Here is a 15,513-nt window from a genome sequence, read left to right as displayed (position 1 = left end):
TGTAAGCCGGTTCCCACCTCAACCTGTGGCCGAAGTGAAGATCTGCGTGATTGGGGCTGGAAGCGCTGTTTTCTCCCTGAACCTCATCAGGGACCTCGTGCTGACGCCGAGCCTATACGGCAGCACCGTGAGCTTGGTGGACATCAACGAGGAGCGGCTCAACGCCGTCTACGCTCTCATGAGGAGGTTGTGCGAGGAGACGGGGGCCAGGTACAAGCTGGAGAAGACAACCGTGCGGAGGGAGGCTCTGAGAGGGGCGGACTTCGTCATCAACACAGCGCTGGCTGCCGGACACCAGAGGCTGAGGGAGGGGTGGGCGGTGGCCGAGCAGCTTGGATACCGGTTCGGCGGCAGCCTGCACGTGATGCACGACGAGGCCTTCTGGATCAACTTCTACCAGTTCAGGCTCTTCGAGGAGATCATCGAGGACGTCCTGGACCTGTGCCCCGACGCCTGGTACATCCAGCTCGCGAATCCCGTGCTAGCTGGGGTCACGCTGCTCGGCCGAAAGTACCCCGAGGCGAAGATCGTGGGCCTCTGCCACGGCTACAAGGCCGTCTACTACCTGGCGAGCGTGCTCAACCTCGACCCCTCACGCGTCGAGTACACGGCTCCGGGGTTGAACCACTTCATCTGGTTGACCGAGTTCAAGTACGAGGGTAGAGACGCGTACCCGCTTATCGACAGGTGGATCGAGGAGGGCGCGAAGCAGCACTGGGAAAGGTGCGCCCCCAGCGACGCCCTCGGGCCGAAGGCTGTCGACCTCTACCGGAGGTTCGGAGCGTTCCCGATCGGCGACACCTGTACACCGGGCGGTGGGTCGTGGCCCTGGTGGTACCACGTAGACGAGGAGGCCGAGAGAGCCTGGAAGGAGGACCCGAGGGGTTGGTGGCGGGGCTACTTCTCCTGGCTGGAGGAGAGAGTCTCCGAGACCCTAGCAGTCGCTAGGGACTCCAGCTCGAGGGTCGTAGATAGGGTAGCGCTGGGGGAGTCCGGCGAGGATATCGTCCCGCTCATTGAATCGATCGCGTGTGATGTGCCGCGCAGGCTGCAAGTGAACGTCATGAACAGAGGGGGCCTCGTCCCGGGCATTCCGACCGACTTCGAGGTCGAGGTTCCAGCTCTCGTCGACGGTGGAGGGGTTCACCCGCTTGAAGTCAAGGGGTTACCGAGGCCCGTGCTGGCCTTCGCTTTGAGGGATCGCGTGGCCCCCGTTGAGGTGGAGCTGGAGGCCTACGAGAGGGGGAGCAGGGAGGCGCTCGTGCAGCTGGTCACAATGGACCCGTGGACGAGATCGAGAGAGCAGGCGGAGCGCCTCGTCGAGAAGATCCTCGCGCTGCCGTACCACGAGGAGATGCGCGCCCACTACCGCTAGCATTTCTTTTATACTATCCTCGGCCAATTACAACGTGGCGTCCCGGTACCCTGACCTGGTTGTGCGCCTGAACCCGCTAACCCCCGATGACACCGCCTCGCTAGCCGCCACCGTGATGTGGAGGCTTGCGGTGCCTGCTGTACCCCTAGTCGAGAGGGATGGGGGTTACGCTGGCGCGGTCTCCATCTTCTCGCTGTTGAGGAGGAGGGCCCCTCCCTCTACCAAGCTGAGGAGCTTCGCTGAGCGAGTACCCTATATCGGAGAACTGTCGGATCTGGTCTCGATCGCGCGATCCTTCGTCAGGACCGGGTTCCCCGGCCTCCCGGTGCTCGAAGCCGGCAAGCCTCTGGGCATCGTTTCGGCGAGGAGGCTTATCCAGGCGATGGATCTGAAGCCCCGCGTACCAGCAGCCTCGCTGATGTACCCCCTGAAGCCACTGAGCCCGGAGGATCCCGTTGACAAGGCACGCCGGCTGGCGGGCGAGGTGGGGCTCAGGCTCGTCCCTGTCGCCTCCGGGGGGAGGCTGGTTGGGGTGGTGACGGTCTACGACTTGGTGAAGCACTTGTACGGCACGCCTCTCGAGAGGCGCGCCGTTGGCGAGAAGGCGGGGGAGGTGGATTACTACCTGTCGCAGCCCGTGAGGGGCCTCGTCGTAGAAGCTCAGAGGGTCGTCGAGGCCGGCACCGTGCCCACCGCTCTCGACCTGGCTGAGGGCTGCGTGGTGACCAACGAGAGGGGGGAGGTGGTGGGCGTGATATCGCCGTACCTGCTGCTCCGCCGGCTCCTCCCCGCCGTGGAGGAGGCAGCCTTACCGCTGCGGGTGGAGGGCGCCGAGGATCTGGACTTCATCAGCCAGCGGCTCATCTACGTGAAGAGCCTCGAGGTGGCGAAGGCCGTCGCGGAGAGAGCGAGGCTATTGGAGCTGACTGTTGTGCTCAAGCAGCGGAAGAAGGGGGCTTCGGTGAGGTACGAGGCCACCGCCTCCATCAAGCTCGACATCGGGGTTCACGCAGCTGAAGCTGAAGCCTGGAACCCGGTTGAGGCGGTCACGGAGGCTCTCGACGCGGCCTACAAGAGGTTCTCAAAGGCGAAGGAGCGCACGCGGGAGAGGAGGATCAGCCTAGAGAGGCTTCGAAGGAGGCTCTGGGGCGCTTAATCTGGTCAGCAGGTGCGGGTGGGTGTGCTCGATCGGTAGGAACTTTGGTGGTTTATAGCCCTCCCGGGGGACGAGCGATCTAGCCCTCTGCGGGCAGCGGTGGACGCAGATCCCGCACCCCATGCACTTGGCGGGATCCACGGAAGACTTGCCGTTGGCGGCTGCGCTAGCTCCGAAGGCGCAGACCTTTGTGCAGACGCCGCAGCTATCCACGCCGGCGCACTTGCTCTCGTCGACCCTCGCTACAAGGGGTCCGGGGTAGACCCCGTCCCCGACGAGCAGGTAGCTCCTAGTCGGTATGCAGTAGCGCGCGTCGCAGTTGCAGATGACAAAGGTCCACCCTCTAGCCTTGAAGCAGGCGAAGACCTCATGGATCAAGTTGTGCTCCCTGAACTTTCTCAGCAGCTCTTTCGCCTCATCCTTGGAGATGAACCTGTACTCGTGGGGGTGCGCGAGGCTGTACGCTTTCGCGCCGTACATGATCACCATGTCCGTGCAGAAGGGCTCCTCCCTCGTGCCGTAGCCGATCTTGCACAGGCACGGCCCGATGGCGATGTGAGAGTCCTCGGGCAGGCTGTCGATGAGCCTCAGCGCCGCCTCGTGCTCGATCACGACGCCGTGCGGCAGGAACCAGAGCATCTTGGCGATCGCCTTCAGGATCGCGCGGCCAACCCTAGTCCCGCTCAATAACCTTGACTTGAGCATCTTATCGATCAGCCAGACGACGCCGGGCTCGATCTTCGCGTAGAACGCGTGAAGCCAAACCTGAAGCCTCGACTCCTCCCCGAAGCCTTCCTCGGTAAAGATGTGGAGCAGAGCGAGCAGGAACGGCAGCAGTAGCGCGAACGGGGCCATGGGGGCTTCCTCTGCTACAAGTAGAAAAGGGTTTTGCAGCCGCCGTCCTGTTCGGCGGCTCCTCGAAGCGGGTTGGTTTCCCGCGTAAGGGAGGTTCGTGCAGCGTTGCGCGAACCGGGCAACGCTGCTAAGCGACTGTTGAGCATCGCCATGTGGAAGGCCGCAGAGACCATCGCAGGGGCTGGAGAAGGGGGGGAAAGCTGAAGGTGGAAGATTTCCCCATCGAAGTCAACGACTAGTTTATCGGAGTTGATCATTAGTTTTCTAGGGTGGATCGCGCCGCTGAAGTGCCCATGAGAATCGACGATTCATCGGAGCTGATGGTAGCGCTCGATGGCCGCGAGCTCGAACCCTCCCGGAGTCTGCGCGTCACCTTTCAGGTCGCAAGCGCGCCTAGCATAGTGCGAAGGACCAGAGCGTGGATGGGCTCAGCTTGCCCGGCTCGGGTAGCAGGCGCCCGGCTTCGAGGCGGGCTAGGGCCTCCCTGAGGGGGGCGGCGTCGAGCGCAACCGTCAGAGCGACGACGGCTAGCGCTGACCAGCGGCCCCACCTGTTCACCCAGGCGGACTCCACCTCGCCCCCGCTCACCCCGTAGGCTCGGGACGCTAGCGCTCTCACCCACCTGTCGATGGGCGGCAGCTCGTACCTCCTCGCGCTGAGAGCGAGCGCCAGCCTGGCCGTGTAGCTGCCCACTCCCCTAACCGTCTTGAGCGATCGCTCGGCCTCGCCAGCCTCCATCCTGGCCAGCTCCCCCTCGTCGGGCACCTCTCCTCTCACGAAGCGCTCGGCGATGCGCACCACCGTGTCGGCGCGGTAGCCCAGCCCCGCCTCCCTGAGCTTGCTGGGGTCGGAGAGGACGTCGTGGGGGCTCGGCGGCAGCGGGACCCACCCCTCGCCCTCGAGCTCAACCCCCCTCCCGTAGCGGTTCACGAGCTTGGCCAGCATCCTCCAGCCCTGCCGGAAGCTGGCGTTCTGCTGGCAGACGGCTGTGACTAGCGCCCACCACAGGCCCGTGCTCCTCAACCTCCACCCCGCCCACTCGCTCGCGAAGGGCGCCAGCAGAGGGTCGCTTCTTGCCAGCCGGTAGAACTCCGCTGGATCCTCGCGAAGCCCCAGCACGCTGACCAGCCTCTCCTCCAGCTCCGCCCGATCGAGGCCCTCCCCCGCGTACACGCGTGCAAGCCCGTCGATCCCCACGGAGGCGACGGCGGGAGGCTCGAGGCTCAAGACGATCTTCGCAGAACTACCGTTGAACCAGAAGTGGAAGTTGTAGACGCTTAGCACCTTCGGTAGGTCGACGCCGAGGCGCTGGCATTCGCCGCTCAAGTCGAGCTCAGAGACTCTCCGCAGCACGCCGGCTCCAACACGGGCTGGTTGAAGAGAGCTTCGCTCGGAAAGCTTAATATCCAGATATCAGGATATCCTCCCGTGGCTAAAGGGGTCTTCGTCAGGGGAGTTGATGAGAGGCTCTACGCGGAGGTCAAGGCGAGGGCAGCGCTGCTGGGGATAACGGTGTCCCAGGCCGTCAACCAGGCCCTCGAGATGTGGCTTAGAGCCCCCCCACCCATCGAGCCCGCGAAGGACGCACGTGAGTCCCTCAGGTCCGCCGCCAACCGGCTGGCCGGGGGGAGGGACAAGGGCTACCTGGTGGTGGCCAACGACGGTGCTGTCAGCTTCCTCTGCGAGACGCTGGAGGAGGCTGTGGAGAAGCTGCGGAGCATGTACGAGGCCGGCCTCCTGAGGAACTCCCTCATCAAGCCGCTGGGGGCGAGGCGGGTCGAGTTCGTTGAGGTTGGGGGCGGGGGGCTTGAGGTGTGAGGGTTTCTACGACAGGTCCCGGTCGCCGCCGGCACCGGCGGTGAGAGTGAGGCTGGAAAACCCGGTGACGGGAAGGAGCGTTGAGGAGCTCTTCTACGTCGACACGGGCTTCGACGGCACCCTCCTTCTAACGGAGGAGGTTTGGGGCAGGCTGGAGCTCGACTACACCGCCGTGGACGAGGAGGTATACGCGCTGCACGGCGGATTCCTCCCGGTCAGGTTGAGCGCGGCTCTGGCTCGAATCTACCTCTGCGGCGAACCCCTGGGGCTGGTGAAGGTGTGGGCCCACCCGCTCCTCAGGAGGCTCCTGCTAGGCAGAGGAGTCCTAAACAGGTTCTACGCCCACCTCGATGCTGCTGGCGGGAGGGTTCTGCTCGAGACCCCCTAGCTCACTCGGGCTGGCGGACCAGCTGGAAGGTCGCTGCCCTCACGCCTGCAGCGGCTCTCTCTGATCTCGTGAGCTCGAAGACCCGCTCGAGCAGGGCCTCCAGCGCCTTCGGCATTGAAACGCCCCTTCTCGCCATCATCCTCCTAGCCGTTTCAACCGCGGACTCCAACCTCAGCTCAACCGGTTCCTGGCCCAGCGATTTGGCGTAGATCGTGAAGGAGGGCACGTCCTCCACGACCACGCCGTGGAGGTGGCTGGATACGCCGACCCGCTTTCCGGTGTAGATGAGCGTCCCAATCGCGGTCTTCACGAAGTCGGCGATGAAGGCCCCCACCTTCACCCGGCCCGTATCCAACCTCCGCGCCCCTACGCCGACCCTGACCGTCCCGTACGTGTTCTTCAGGTCGCTGTTTGTCGTCAAAGCGCCGAGGTTGACCCACTCCCCGACGTAAGCGTGGCCGAGGAAGCCGTCGTGGTACTTGTTGCTGAAGCCGTGGATGATCGACTCCTCCACCTCACCACCAACCCTGCAGACGGGGCCTATCGAGCACCCCTCCCTCACTCGGGCTCCCGGCATCACCACGGTTCCCCGGCCTATGACGCAGGGGCCCTCGACGTACGCGTGCGCCTTCACCTCCGCCCCACTCTCGATGAGGATCGGCCCCTTCCTCGTGTCGAGCACGACGTAAGGCTCCACAACGGCGCCCTCCCCTACGGCGAGCCCGCCCCTCCCAAGCACCTTCACGGTCTCGTCGACCTCCCCGAGAACCCCGCCTCCGCAAGCAGCGTCGTCGGGAAGGATTCGGCTGTTGAGCTCGACCAGCTGCCAGGGGTAGTCGATGGGGGATCCTTCGATGTAGAGCGGCTCCACCCTGCCCTTCACGCTCCTCACCAGATCGGAGCTATCCACGGGGACGTGGAGGCGCTCCAGCCCGACGTGCCGCGGGAGGAGAGCCCCCACAACGTCGGCGCCGCTGAGCAGGATGAAGCGCCTCCCCTCCGAGCACAGCTTCTCGAGGGCACCCATCGCGCGCGGGTCGAGAACGAAGCGCGGGTTGACGAGGAGGACGTCGTCATCCGCGTCCCCCACCTCCACTTCGAGTTTACGAACCTCCCGGTAGTACTCGGCCAGGTACCCCCTGACAAGGGCAAGGTCGGCTGTGCCGAACTTCATCTGCACCCTCTCGAGGAGGGTGTAGCGGCCCACCCTCAAGTCGAAGACCGCCCTCGTGAGAGTCAGAGGGGAGAGGTTGCTGACGGCGCCATCCTCGAAGACCGCGATCCTCATCGAGTGCGCCCCGCGGCCGCGCTCTTATCCTTTCCTGGGAAAGTCATCCGGGGGGTTCAACCGGGTTGCGCCGGTTCCAGCCTGCGTTGCAGAAAGGGATTTATTGACCATAAAAAGGAGGGTTTTAGTGATGGATGATCTGCTCGCCCTAGTGGACCCCTCGAGCGGCAGGCTCGTCGGTTACGTGAGGCAGGTCGACGGCCCGGAGGCCCTGCAGGCACTCTCAAACGAAACCCGCTTCGCGATCCTGAGGAGCTTGGCGGCCGAGCCGAAGTTCCCCATGGACGTCGCCAGGGAGCTCGGCGTCAACGAGCAGCTCGTCTACTACCACATGGCCAAACTGAAGGAGTGCGGGCTCGTAGTCGAGGCGGGCGTCGAGCGGCGGAGGGGGGCGACCGCTACGAGGTACTCCCTGGCCGCTGACGGCTTCGTCGTCCTCCTGAGGAGGAGGGAGCTGGGGTTGGCCGCGCCCTCGCCATCCCCCATCCTCGAGGAGCTCCTCCGAAACGGCAACCGGGTCGTGATGGTGCTCGGAAGCCCGGAGCCCCACGGCCCCTTCAGGGGTAGGGGGCGCGACCACTACCTGGCAGCCCGCCTCGCCTACGCGCTCGGGGCATCCTACGGTTCCACGGTCGAGCTGGAGATCGCGCTGGACACCGACCCCCGACTCGACCTCTCGAAGGGGGGCGTCATCGTGGTGGGAGGGCCCGCGGCCAACATGCTGGCAGCGCGGCTCAACGAGCACCTGCCCGTGTACTTCGACGAAAGGAGGGGCTTCGCCCTCGTCTCCAGGTGCAGCGGGAGGGTGTACAGCGACGACAACCACGGCGTCGTCGAGCTCATCGACAACCCCTTCGGCAGTGGGCGCGTCCTCCTGATCGCCGGCGTCCACCTGCCGGGGACGAAGGCCGCTTTCGCAGCCCTATTCAAGCAGGGAGCCCGCCTCGCCGAGCCGAACGCGCACGACGACAGCGCGGTCGCCCACGTCGTCGAGGGCGTGGACACCGACGGGGACGGTGAAGTCGACGATGCCGTCCTCCTCGAGTAGCCGTAGCACGATGGAGGCTCCGCCGATCCTCGAGTTGGTGGAGAAGAGGTTGCAGGCACTGTTGAGGGAGGTGGAGAAGAGGGAGCGGATGATAGCCGATTTGACCGGGAAGCTCGAGCAGCAGTTCCTCATGGTTCAGTCCCTGATGGATAAGATGAGGGCGCTGGGACACGTGCCCGCCGAGCTGCGCAACAGGGTTAGGGAGGTGTACAGCACGATCTTCGCCCTGGCGAACGAGGTGGACGAGATACGGGAGGAGCTCGCCGCGAACAAGGAGATGATCCAGCGCGTGCTGGCGCTCATCGAGCTCCTCAAGGAGCGGGGGGCGCGTCGATGATAACCGTCTACTTCGACGGGCTTTGCGAGCCGGTCAACCCGGGAGGGATCGCCGCGTACGGCTTCGTAGTCTACAGGGATGGGGAGAGAATCGCGGCCGGCAAGGGGATCGTGGGCGCCGGCTACAAGGGCGACGACGTGACGAACAACGTCGCGGAGTACACCGCCCTCATCAGGGCGCTCGAGTGGCTCATCGCCAACGGCTGCGCGGGCAGCGAGCTCGTCGTCAAGGGCGACAGCCAGCTCGTCATACGGCAGCTGCAGGGCCGCTACGCAGTGAGAAGCCCGCGCATCGCCCCCCTCTACAGGAGGGCTGTCGAGCTGCTCTCCCGCTTCCCGAGGCGGAGGTACGTCTGGATCCCCCGCGAGGGGAACCGGGAGGCCGACGCTCTCAGCCTTGAAGCCCTGAGGGAGTACATCAGGGAGCACCCCGAGGCTCTGTCAGCCTACAGCGAGCGTCGCTGGCGCGCCTTCCTGCGGAGCCGTGGCCTCGAAAGGTTATAAGGGAGAGCCCTATGCTAGCGTCATGCGAAAGGTGGTCCTAGCGTGGGCCGCGCGCGAGTGGGAGCTCGAGCTCTTCCGGAGCCGGTTGGGAGGGCTAGCCCGCGTGGCGGCGGCCGGGAGGGAAGGCATCGTCGAGGAGCTGAAGGACGCTGAAGTCGCCGTCGGGAACCCACCCCCCGAAGCCATTGCGGGAGCCGAGCGGTTGAAGTTCGTGCAGGCGGTCTCCGCCGGCGTCGACAGCTACGACCTGGAGCTGCTGAAAAGCAGGGGGATTCTCCTGGCTTCAGCGAAGGGTTGCAACGCCCGGGCCGTCGCCGAGCACGCTCTCGCCCTGATGCTGGCGCTCGCGAAGAGGGTGGCGCAGATGCACCTGACCGTTAGGGAGGGGGGTTGGGTTCCGTGGAGCGAGTCCACGTTCCTCGAGGATTTCGCGGGGAAAAACGTGGTGATCGTGGGTTACGGCGAGATCGGGAGGGAGCTGGCGAGGATGTGCAAGTGCCTGGGCGCGAGGGTAGTGGGCGTCAAGAGGCGCCCGCAGCCCGACGGGCTCGCCGATCTCGTCGTAGGGCCAGAGGAGCTCCCCCGCGTAGCTGGCGAAGCAGACTTCCTCGTCGTGGCGCTACCGTTGACTCCCGAGACGAGGGGGCTCATCAACGAGAGAGTTCTGAGAGCGATGAAGGCGACAGCCTACCTAGTGAACGTCGGGAGGGGGCCCGTCGTAGATGAGGAGGCGCTCTACAGGGCTTTAACGGAGGGCTGGATCGCTGGGGCGGCGGTAGACGTCTGGTGGCTGTACCCGCCGGCCGAGGGGGCTCCCTCGAGGCTGGGAATCCACAAGCTCCCCAACGTCATCGCCACCCCCCACAAGGCCGGCTGGACCCGGTCGGCGAGGAGGAGCTGCCTCGAGTTCGCAGCCGAGAACGTTGCGCGCTACCTGAGGGGTGAGAAGCCGCTGAACCTGGTCGACTACGATAACCCATACTGAAACCTTTTTAGCCTCCACGCCCACGCCGTGGCGTGGCCAGAGTCAAGTTCCTCGGTCACGCGGCCTTCGAGATCGAGATCAAGGGGCTTGACGGTTCCGCGAAGACCCTCCTCATCGACCCTTGGCTCGAGAACCCCCTGTCACCCGTCAAGCCGTCCGACTACAGGGGGAGGAGGGTCGACTACATCATCGTCACGCACGACCACGGCGACCACCTGGGCAACGCCGTTGAACTGGCCAAGCTCACCGGAGCCGTCGTGCTGGCGGTTTACGAGCTGGCCGAGCGGTTGGCGAGCGAGGGGGTCAAGGCGGTTGGAGGCAACGTGGGCGGGCCCCTAGCCGTGGAGGGGTTGGAGGTGGTTCTGACGCCAGCCGTCCACAGCAGCGAGAGGGGGTGCCCCACGGGGGTCGTCGTCCGCGGCGGGGACGCGAGCATCTACCATGCTGGCGACACCGGCCTGTTCGGCGACATGGCTCTCATCGGCGAGCTCTACCAGCCCGACATCGCGCTGCTCCCCATCGGCGGCCACTTCACGATGGGTGTGAGGGAGGCCGTGAAGGCCGTTCAGCTGATCAGGCCGAGAGTGGCTGTCCCCATGCACTACGACACCTTCCCCCTGATCAGGGCCGACCCGGGGCGTTTCAAGAGCATTGTGGAGGAGGTCACCAGGACCCGCGTAGTCGTCCTGAAGCCCGGCGAAAGCTTCAGTTACCCCTAGCGCATTTCAAAACCCTCTCGTAGTACCCGAGCCGCCAGCCCTCGGGGTCGCACGACCGGTTCGCGTAGGCTTCGGAGAGCTCCGCGAGCAGAGTCCTGTTCACGGGTAGGCCGTGCTCCGCCAGCACCTCTGCGAGGTCGCTGCCGTAGCCGAGGCTGAGGTAGAGGAAGACGTAGTGGCTCTTCAGCGGCTCGCTTGAGATGGGGCCCTGCGCGTCAAGGCGGACGCCGTCCTCGAGCATCAGGTGGAACATCCTCCTGATCGCGCCCCAGCCCCTCTCCTCAACGATCCTGATGAAGAGGTCCACGTAGGGCCGATCTCGCGGGTCGAGGATCCTGTAGTGGGTTGAGGATACCTGCTCCAGGCCGAGCTGCCTCGTCACGAGCACCGCGACGGCGTAGGGGAAGGGGCTGCCGCGACCCCAGATGTCGGTCCCATCCGCCCACGGCCAGCCCCCGGTAACCCCCTCGCCGGTGAAGAGGTTCGTCGCCTCGTGCGCGATCAGGACGTAGGCCCAGTAACCGCGCACCCCGTAGGCCTCCCCGATGAAAGCGTCGTAGACCACGCCGATACCGGGGCTGCGCCTGCCGGTGACCGCCCGTATTTCCATTATGTCACCGACCGCGAAGCCCGCGAAGCCGGCGCCGCCGGGGTGCACGAGCAGGTACACCCTCTCGCGCGGCTCAACTCCCAGGTCTTCCCTCAGCGCCTCGTAGACCCTGTCGGCGTAATCGAAGAACCTGGAGATCTCGTCCCCGTAGCGGCTCCATACGTGCTCCGGCGCGTACCAGGTCCAGTACCTGCCGTCGTGCACCTTGATGTAGCGCGCGGGTCTCACACCCGTCGCTGCGAGCAGGAGGACGAGGAAGGCTAGCCAAGCAATGAGGAGGAGCCAAGCCGGGTGAACCCTGTGCCTAGTAGCGGATGTCGAAGTCATCGAACTCCCCCCTGTACGGCTCCCAGTAGACGTCCACGCCCTCCACCCACGCGCTCGAAGGGCCGCGCCTAGCCAGCTTGATCAGCTCCACCACCCTGTCCCTAGGCCCCTCCAGCACAGCCTCGACTCGACCATCCGGCAGGTTGCGAACCCAGCCCTTCACGCCGATGCGGCGGGCCATCCGCTGCATCCACCACCTAAAGCCGACCCCCTGCACGAAACCGCGAATGAAGATGTGCGCCCTCACCATCTCCGGGCCGCTCATCGATGAACGAGTACTCTGGGAATCTTAAAAGCCCAACCCCGCTCGGGAGGCAGCCCACAACGCCAGCAGAGAAGAATCGCGAAACTTTCAGGGCACACCGAAAAAAGAGGAAGGACGCGCAGTGTAACTGTGCGAATTAAAATCCTCAGGGTGGCACTCCTGCTTTCCACCGCGTTAGCTGTCATCCTCCTGGCTAGCTACGCGCTGTCCATATCCTGCTGCCGATCAGCCAGTAGAATCGTAACAGCCGTAACCGCTTGCGCGCAGATTGAGGGCACAAACCCCGACAATTCCTCCGGTTACGCCAAGGGGGTAAGCAGTGGTATTAAATCTTGTAATTTATGCATTGTTAACACGGCCTTCCTCGAAACGTACTCTGGAAGGACTGGAAGGATCATAAAATTCTTTAGTGCCTGCCCATATGGTGAAAACAGCCAAGTATATCAACGGGGATCGGCTGGCGGCTACGTTTTCTCGTACGTTAAGAGCTGGTGCGATGGCGCGGAGACGAGCGTAGCAGCGTTTCTGTACGGGTACTACGCTGTTTCGCGAACCGAAGGATAGAGCAAGCTTATATGGTTGATTCCCGAGGGAATTGGGAGCGGAATGAGGTTTTTTTGCTTTCATGGCTCTCGCTCTCGTACTCTGCGCAGCTCACTCGGCCTTCGCGCCCCCCATCGTAAGGTTGAGGTACGTGGTTCAGCCGGTCGAGCTCGAGTTTTGGGAAAGATCTAGCTTGGCCGCGCATTATGCGGGGATTGCACGAGAAGTGTTCAGGCTCGTTAACGCTTCGCCCAGAGTCGTTACAGAGGTGTTGGTGAAGGTTGGACGCTTCGAGTTCTCTGAGTGCTTCCTCGGCTTCGACTCGCTCGAGGTTGTGGTGGAGAAGTTCGATGCGCGCGCTAACATAAGCTACGTTTTCGCAAACTTTACTCTCGCCTGCCGAAGGAGGAGCGTCGAGTACTTCGAGTGGTTGACCCGCTGGGCGGACGAACCGGTGGAGATTGGAGAGTACGTCTTCTGGCTCTCGAAAACGTTCACCAGGCCCGTCACCGTAACCGTGGATCCGGTGACCGGCGACGTCCGTGACGCCGAGACGGGTGCTCCGCTCGGCGAGTGGATCTTCCAGCTCCGTCGATGGGAGCTGGGGTTGAACTCGACGGTCGTGCTGGCCGGCTGGCTGCCCATTGAGGGTGAGGGTCGCGAGGGCATTGACGGAATTGCAACGATAGTGTACGTGAACTTCTCCCAGTTGGCCGGCAGGGACTACGTGCTGAACGATGGTAAGGTGGTGGTGGGCTCGGTGCGAACCGCGGTCGGCACCTCCCTCTACTCGAGATACTACGCCGTAATCTCCTACGGCCTCCCGCCGGGGATCACTGTGGAGGAGTTTAAGCGGCTTTTGCCGCCCGGCTCCCGGTTCGTAGACTTCGGCAACGGCACGCACGCGGTCGTGAGCAGCTACATCTACGACACCTACGAGGTGGTAAAGGAGTTTAAGCCGTGGACGCTGAAGACTGTTCGTCGCGAGCAAAGATACTCCGGGCTTCCGCCGCTGGTGGAGGTGGTCGGGTTGGTGGAGTACGGCGCCGTCTACGAGGTAACGCCCATGCTCTCGATGACGCTCGTCTACGACAGGGTCACCGGAGTCCTGCTTGAAGCCATCCCGGGGTTGCCCGAAATACCCTGGATGCACATGGATCATGTGCCGTCACCCGTTTCAAGCTACTTCGGAGCCTCGTGGTGGCGCGTCCTCTCGGGGGGGCCGCTCGCGCTGAAGCTCGTCGAATCCTCGCTGCACAGGCTAGAGATGAAGCTGGGGGGAGTGGGCAGGGTTGACCCGCTCGTCCACGCCGCAGTTGTCGCGTCCGCGGCTCTGATCGTCCTGCTGCAGGTGGGGAAGAGGCTGGTGAGGGGATGAGGCTCGGGCTGGTAGTCGCTCTGGCCCTAGCGCTCGTACCCCTCATCTTCATCGACGACGCCGTCAACCCGAACCCCTTGACCGCTCAACCCCTGGTATCTTCCAAGATCCACAGCTTCGATCTCGAGCTCTTCGAGCTGAAACCCGAGTGGGTGCGGACAGTTGTGAGCCTGAGATTGCTGCTGCACGCAAACGATACCGTCTTGATCCAGGTCTTCCTGAGCGGGTGCAGGCTCGCGGGGGGAAGCTACACGCTCCGCGTGAGGCACGTTTCAACCGGCCGAGTTTACGAGCACTCCGGGGAGGTGGAGGGCGAGGCTCTGCACCCGCCCCTTTTCGTCGCGGAGCTCGGCGGAGTCCACGAGATTCTGCTGGAGTGGGATCTAAGGGGGGAGGGGGGTGCGAGTGCAGGGCTGAGGTCGTGGCCTCGAGAGGTGACAAGAGCGGCTACGTTCGAGCCTACGCACCCGCGGCTCTCGCGGGCCTGCTCCTGACGGGGGTGGCCGGCTATGCGGTCTGGAAGCGCCACTAGGTGGCTTAGGCTCGTCAACTGGTACCTGAACCTCTTCCACGTCTGGGCCATCTCGGCGGCCGTCTTCTTCGCCTACATCTACCTGTACGACCGCTTCAGGATCTCCATCATCGGAGAGTACTACCCCGAGCCGCCGGGGGGAATTTGGTTCTTCCTGATCACTTCCGCTTGGGGCTTAGGCGACCATCTCGTCACAGCGGTTCACGCCGCCCTCGTATCGGCGGTGCTCTTCTCCTTCGAGGAGGGCGAGGGCTTCTCGTACGTCAGGCACTCGTTCGGGGTGGGTAGGGCGCCGGTGTACCTGGCGAAGATCGCGGCGGGCCTACTGCTCGTGTCAACCCCGCTCGCCGCCTCCAAGGTCTTCATGGCCGTGGTCTGGGACTACAGGATGCTCACCCGCTTCGCCGAATTCCTCTCGGCTTCAGTGGCGGTCTACGCTGCCGCCGCCTTCCTATCGCTCTACCTCATCTCGTTCTACTCCTTCTGGGCTCTCGTGGTGGGGAGGCCGATGTACTTCCTCGTAGGGGCCTTCCTCGAGGCGTACCTCATGGAGACCCTCTTCGGCGGCCCTCTCATGCTGATACCAATCAGCTTCACGGTCTTCCAGCCATTCGGCCCCGCCGCAGCGATCCAGCAGTACGGAGACAGGTTCGCGATCGCGCTGGTGCACGCCTGCGCAGCCTTTGCGCTGCAGCTGAGGGGTGAGGTGAGGTGGAAGTAGTCCGCGCGGAGGGCTTGAGCAAGCGCTTCGCTTTCACGTGGGCGCTGAGGGACGTCAACCTGAGCTTGGGGAGGGGCGTGCACCTGCTGCTGGGCCCAAACGGCTCAGGGAAGACCACCTTCCTGAAGCTGGCCGTCGGCATGCTTCGGGCGACGAGCGGGCGGATCAGGGTCCTCAACCTCGACCCATGGAGGCAGTGGCCCCAGCTGGCCGCCAGAGTTTCCTTCGCCATGGAGGGGGCTCCGCTCCCCTGGTGGATGACGGGCCGGGACTTCCTGCGCGAGCTCTGCTCGATGAAGGGCGTTGGCGAGGGCAGACTGGAGAAACTGGCCGCCGAGCTGGGTGTCGACGGGTACTGGGGCTCGAGCATCCTGACGTACTCGAGCGGAATGGCTAAGCGCGTCCTGCTGCTCACCGCCTTCCTCGCCGAAGCCGAGCTCTACGTGCTCGACGAGCCCTTCACGCTGATCGACCGGCCCACCATCGCCCGCGTCACCAAGTTGATCGCCGAGCTGAAGGACTCGGGCTCCACGTTCCTCATCGCGACCCACTACATCCCGGGAGACTTCGAGGGCCTCGCGGACACTATCGTCAGGTTCGAGGACGGTAGAGTCGTTTCGGTTGAGAAGCCGGCCTAGGCGGGCATCGGCTGCCCAACCCCAGCG

19 protein-coding genes are annotated in these 15,513 nt (G+C 64.3%); 14 read left to right on the top strand and 5 right to left on the bottom strand.

What is annotated here, in order from left to right:
* The first annotated feature begins 25 nt into the window (after window positions 1-25).
* Both QXF46_04615 and QXF46_04610 read left to right on the top strand, forming a co-directional pair.
* A complete protein-coding gene (locus QXF46_04615) occupies window positions 26-1,375 on the top strand; it encodes an alpha-glucosidase/alpha-galactosidase (protein ID MEM0226136.1) in 1,350 nt (449 codons plus the stop codon).
* A 34-nt stretch (window positions 1,376-1,409) separates the two neighbouring features.
* A complete protein-coding gene (locus QXF46_04610; GenBank protein MEM0226135.1) occupies window positions 1,410-2,531 on the top strand; it encodes a CBS domain-containing protein in 1,122 nt (373 codons plus the stop codon).
* On the opposite strand, the gene QXF46_04605 is transcribed toward QXF46_04610, so the two are convergent.
* The gene (locus tag QXF46_04605) at window positions 2,496-3,386 is read right to left on the bottom strand and encodes a 4Fe-4S binding protein (GenBank protein ID MEM0226134.1); all 891 of its coding nucleotides are present in this window, start codon (window positions 3,384-3,386) and stop codon (window positions 2,496-2,498) included. The two genes, QXF46_04610 and QXF46_04605, sit on opposite strands and share 36 nt — an antisense overlap.
* A gap of 393 nt (window positions 3,387-3,779) precedes the next feature.
* Window positions 3,780-4,739 (bottom strand): hypothetical protein, encoded by a 960-nt coding sequence (locus QXF46_04600; GenBank protein ID MEM0226133.1) that lies wholly within the window; start codon window positions 4,737-4,739, stop codon window positions 3,780-3,782.
* 75 nt (window positions 4,740-4,814) lie between these two features.
* Between QXF46_04600 and QXF46_04595 the strand changes: the two genes are divergently transcribed.
* Both QXF46_04595 and QXF46_04590 read left to right on the top strand, forming a co-directional pair.
* A complete protein-coding gene (locus tag QXF46_04595) occupies window positions 4,815-5,204 on the top strand; it encodes a hypothetical protein (protein ID MEM0226132.1) in 390 nt (129 codons plus the stop codon).
* Window positions 5,194-5,592 (top strand): hypothetical protein, encoded by a 399-nt coding sequence (locus QXF46_04590; GenBank protein ID MEM0226131.1) that lies wholly within the window; start codon window positions 5,194-5,196, stop codon window positions 5,590-5,592. Before QXF46_04595 ends, QXF46_04590 begins: the two co-directional genes overlap by 11 nt.
* Window position 5,593: 1 nt before the next feature.
* Here the strand turns inward: QXF46_04590 and QXF46_04585 are convergent, their stop codons facing one another.
* Complete coding sequence (locus QXF46_04585; protein MEM0226130.1) at window positions 5,594-6,880, bottom strand: putative sugar nucleotidyl transferase; 1,287 nt, start codon at window positions 6,878-6,880, stop codon at window positions 5,594-5,596.
* Between the two features lie 130 nt (window positions 6,881-7,010).
* Between QXF46_04585 and QXF46_04580 the strand changes: the two genes are divergently transcribed.
* The 5 genes from QXF46_04580 to QXF46_04560 are packed head-to-tail and all read left to right on the top strand — an operon-like array spanning window position 7,011 to window position 10,472.
* On the top strand, window positions 7,011-7,928 hold the full coding sequence (locus tag QXF46_04580; GenBank protein MEM0226129.1) for a helix-turn-helix domain-containing protein: 918 nt from the start codon (window positions 7,011-7,013) through the stop codon (window positions 7,926-7,928).
* Entirely contained in the window at window positions 7,909-8,265 is a 357-nt protein-coding gene (locus QXF46_04575) for a hypothetical protein (GenBank protein MEM0226128.1), read from the top strand. Before QXF46_04580 ends, QXF46_04575 begins: the two co-directional genes overlap by 20 nt.
* Window positions 8,262-8,768, top strand: coding sequence for a ribonuclease HI (gene rnhA, locus QXF46_04570; GenBank protein MEM0226127.1), 507 nt, complete (start codon window positions 8,262-8,264; stop codon window positions 8,766-8,768). The genes QXF46_04575 and rnhA overlap by 4 nt, the downstream gene beginning before the upstream one ends.
* A 22-nt stretch (window positions 8,769-8,790) precedes the next feature.
* The gene (locus tag QXF46_04565) at window positions 8,791-9,753 is read left to right on the top strand and encodes a 2-hydroxyacid dehydrogenase (GenBank protein ID MEM0226126.1); all 963 of its coding nucleotides are present in this window, start codon (window positions 8,791-8,793) and stop codon (window positions 9,751-9,753) included.
* A 32-nt stretch (window positions 9,754-9,785) separates the two neighbouring features.
* On the top strand, window positions 9,786-10,472 hold the full coding sequence (locus QXF46_04560) for a metal-dependent hydrolase (protein ID MEM0226125.1): 687 nt from the start codon (window positions 9,786-9,788) through the stop codon (window positions 10,470-10,472).
* On the opposite strand, the gene QXF46_04555 is transcribed toward QXF46_04560, so the two are convergent.
* Both QXF46_04555 and QXF46_04550 read right to left on the bottom strand, forming a co-directional pair.
* The gene (locus tag QXF46_04555) at window positions 10,459-11,409 is read right to left on the bottom strand and encodes a hypothetical protein (GenBank protein ID MEM0226124.1); all 951 of its coding nucleotides are present in this window, start codon (window positions 11,407-11,409) and stop codon (window positions 10,459-10,461) included. The two genes, QXF46_04560 and QXF46_04555, sit on opposite strands and share 14 nt — an antisense overlap.
* The gene (locus QXF46_04550; GenBank protein MEM0226123.1) at window positions 11,387-11,674 is read right to left on the bottom strand and encodes an acylphosphatase; all 288 of its coding nucleotides are present in this window, start codon (window positions 11,672-11,674) and stop codon (window positions 11,387-11,389) included. The genes QXF46_04555 and QXF46_04550 overlap by 23 nt, the downstream gene beginning before the upstream one ends.
* A 129-nt stretch (window positions 11,675-11,803) precedes the next feature.
* Between QXF46_04550 and QXF46_04545 the strand changes: the two genes are divergently transcribed.
* From QXF46_04545 to QXF46_04525, 5 genes are all read left to right on the top strand, one after another.
* Window positions 11,804-12,238: a hypothetical protein gene (locus tag QXF46_04545; GenBank protein MEM0226122.1), complete on the top strand. Its 435-nt coding sequence runs from the start codon at window positions 11,804-11,806 to the stop codon at window positions 12,236-12,238.
* 61 nt (window positions 12,239-12,299) lie between these two features.
* Window positions 12,300-13,595, top strand: a complete 1,296-nt coding sequence (locus QXF46_04540) for a hypothetical protein (GenBank protein ID MEM0226121.1) — start codon at window positions 12,300-12,302, stop codon at window positions 13,593-13,595.
* Complete coding sequence (locus QXF46_04535) at window positions 13,592-14,089, top strand: hypothetical protein (protein MEM0226120.1); 498 nt, start codon at window positions 13,592-13,594, stop codon at window positions 14,087-14,089. The genes QXF46_04540 and QXF46_04535 overlap by 4 nt, the downstream gene beginning before the upstream one ends.
* A 15-nt stretch (window positions 14,090-14,104) precedes the next feature.
* A complete protein-coding gene (locus QXF46_04530; GenBank protein MEM0226119.1) occupies window positions 14,105-14,848 on the top strand; it encodes a hypothetical protein in 744 nt (247 codons plus the stop codon).
* Complete coding sequence (locus QXF46_04525) at window positions 14,839-15,486, top strand: ABC transporter ATP-binding protein (GenBank protein ID MEM0226118.1); 648 nt, start codon at window positions 14,839-14,841, stop codon at window positions 15,484-15,486. The genes QXF46_04530 and QXF46_04525 overlap by 10 nt, the downstream gene beginning before the upstream one ends.
* Window positions 15,487-15,513 lie beyond the last annotated feature (27 nt).

The organism is Thermofilaceae archaeon (genome assembly GCA_038731975.1).
Taxonomy (GTDB): Archaea; Thermoproteota; Thermoprotei; order Thermofilales; family Thermofilaceae; genus JANXEW01.
This window is presented reverse-complemented; position numbering and strand designations above follow the sequence as displayed.

Excerpts from the sequence above, each read along its gene's own strand:
- QXF46_04535 (MEM0226120.1), top strand. The coding sequence starts at position 13,592 with ATGAGGCTCGGGCTGGTAGTCGCTCTGGCCCTAGCGCTCGTACCCCTC.
- QXF46_04540 (MEM0226121.1), top strand. The coding sequence starts at position 12,300 with ATGGCTCTCGCTCTCGTACTCTGCGCAGCTCACTCGGCCTTCGCGCCC.
- QXF46_04580 (MEM0226129.1), top strand. The coding sequence starts at position 7,011 with ATGGATGATCTGCTCGCCCTAGTGGACCCCTCGAGCGGCAGGCTCGTC.
- QXF46_04550 (MEM0226123.1), bottom strand. The coding sequence starts at position 11,674 with ATGAGCGGCCCGGAGATGGTGAGGGCGCACATCTTCATTCGCGGTTTC.
- rnhA (MEM0226127.1), top strand. The coding sequence starts at position 8,262 with ATGATAACCGTCTACTTCGACGGGCTTTGCGAGCCGGTCAACCCGGGA.
- QXF46_04530 (MEM0226119.1), top strand. The coding sequence starts at position 14,105 with ATGCGGTCTGGAAGCGCCACTAGGTGGCTTAGGCTCGTCAACTGGTAC.
- QXF46_04565 (MEM0226126.1), top strand. The coding sequence starts at position 8,791 with ATGCGAAAGGTGGTCCTAGCGTGGGCCGCGCGCGAGTGGGAGCTCGAG.
- QXF46_04555 (MEM0226124.1), bottom strand. The coding sequence starts at position 11,409 with ATGACTTCGACATCCGCTACTAGGCACAGGGTTCACCCGGCTTGGCTC.
- QXF46_04585 (MEM0226130.1), bottom strand. The coding sequence starts at position 6,880 with ATGAGGATCGCGGTCTTCGAGGATGGCGCCGTCAGCAACCTCTCCCCT.
- QXF46_04605 (MEM0226134.1), bottom strand. The coding sequence starts at position 3,386 with ATGGCCCCGTTCGCGCTACTGCTGCCGTTCCTGCTCGCTCTGCTCCAC.
- QXF46_04575 (MEM0226128.1), top strand. The coding sequence starts at position 7,909 with ATGCCGTCCTCCTCGAGTAGCCGTAGCACGATGGAGGCTCCGCCGATC.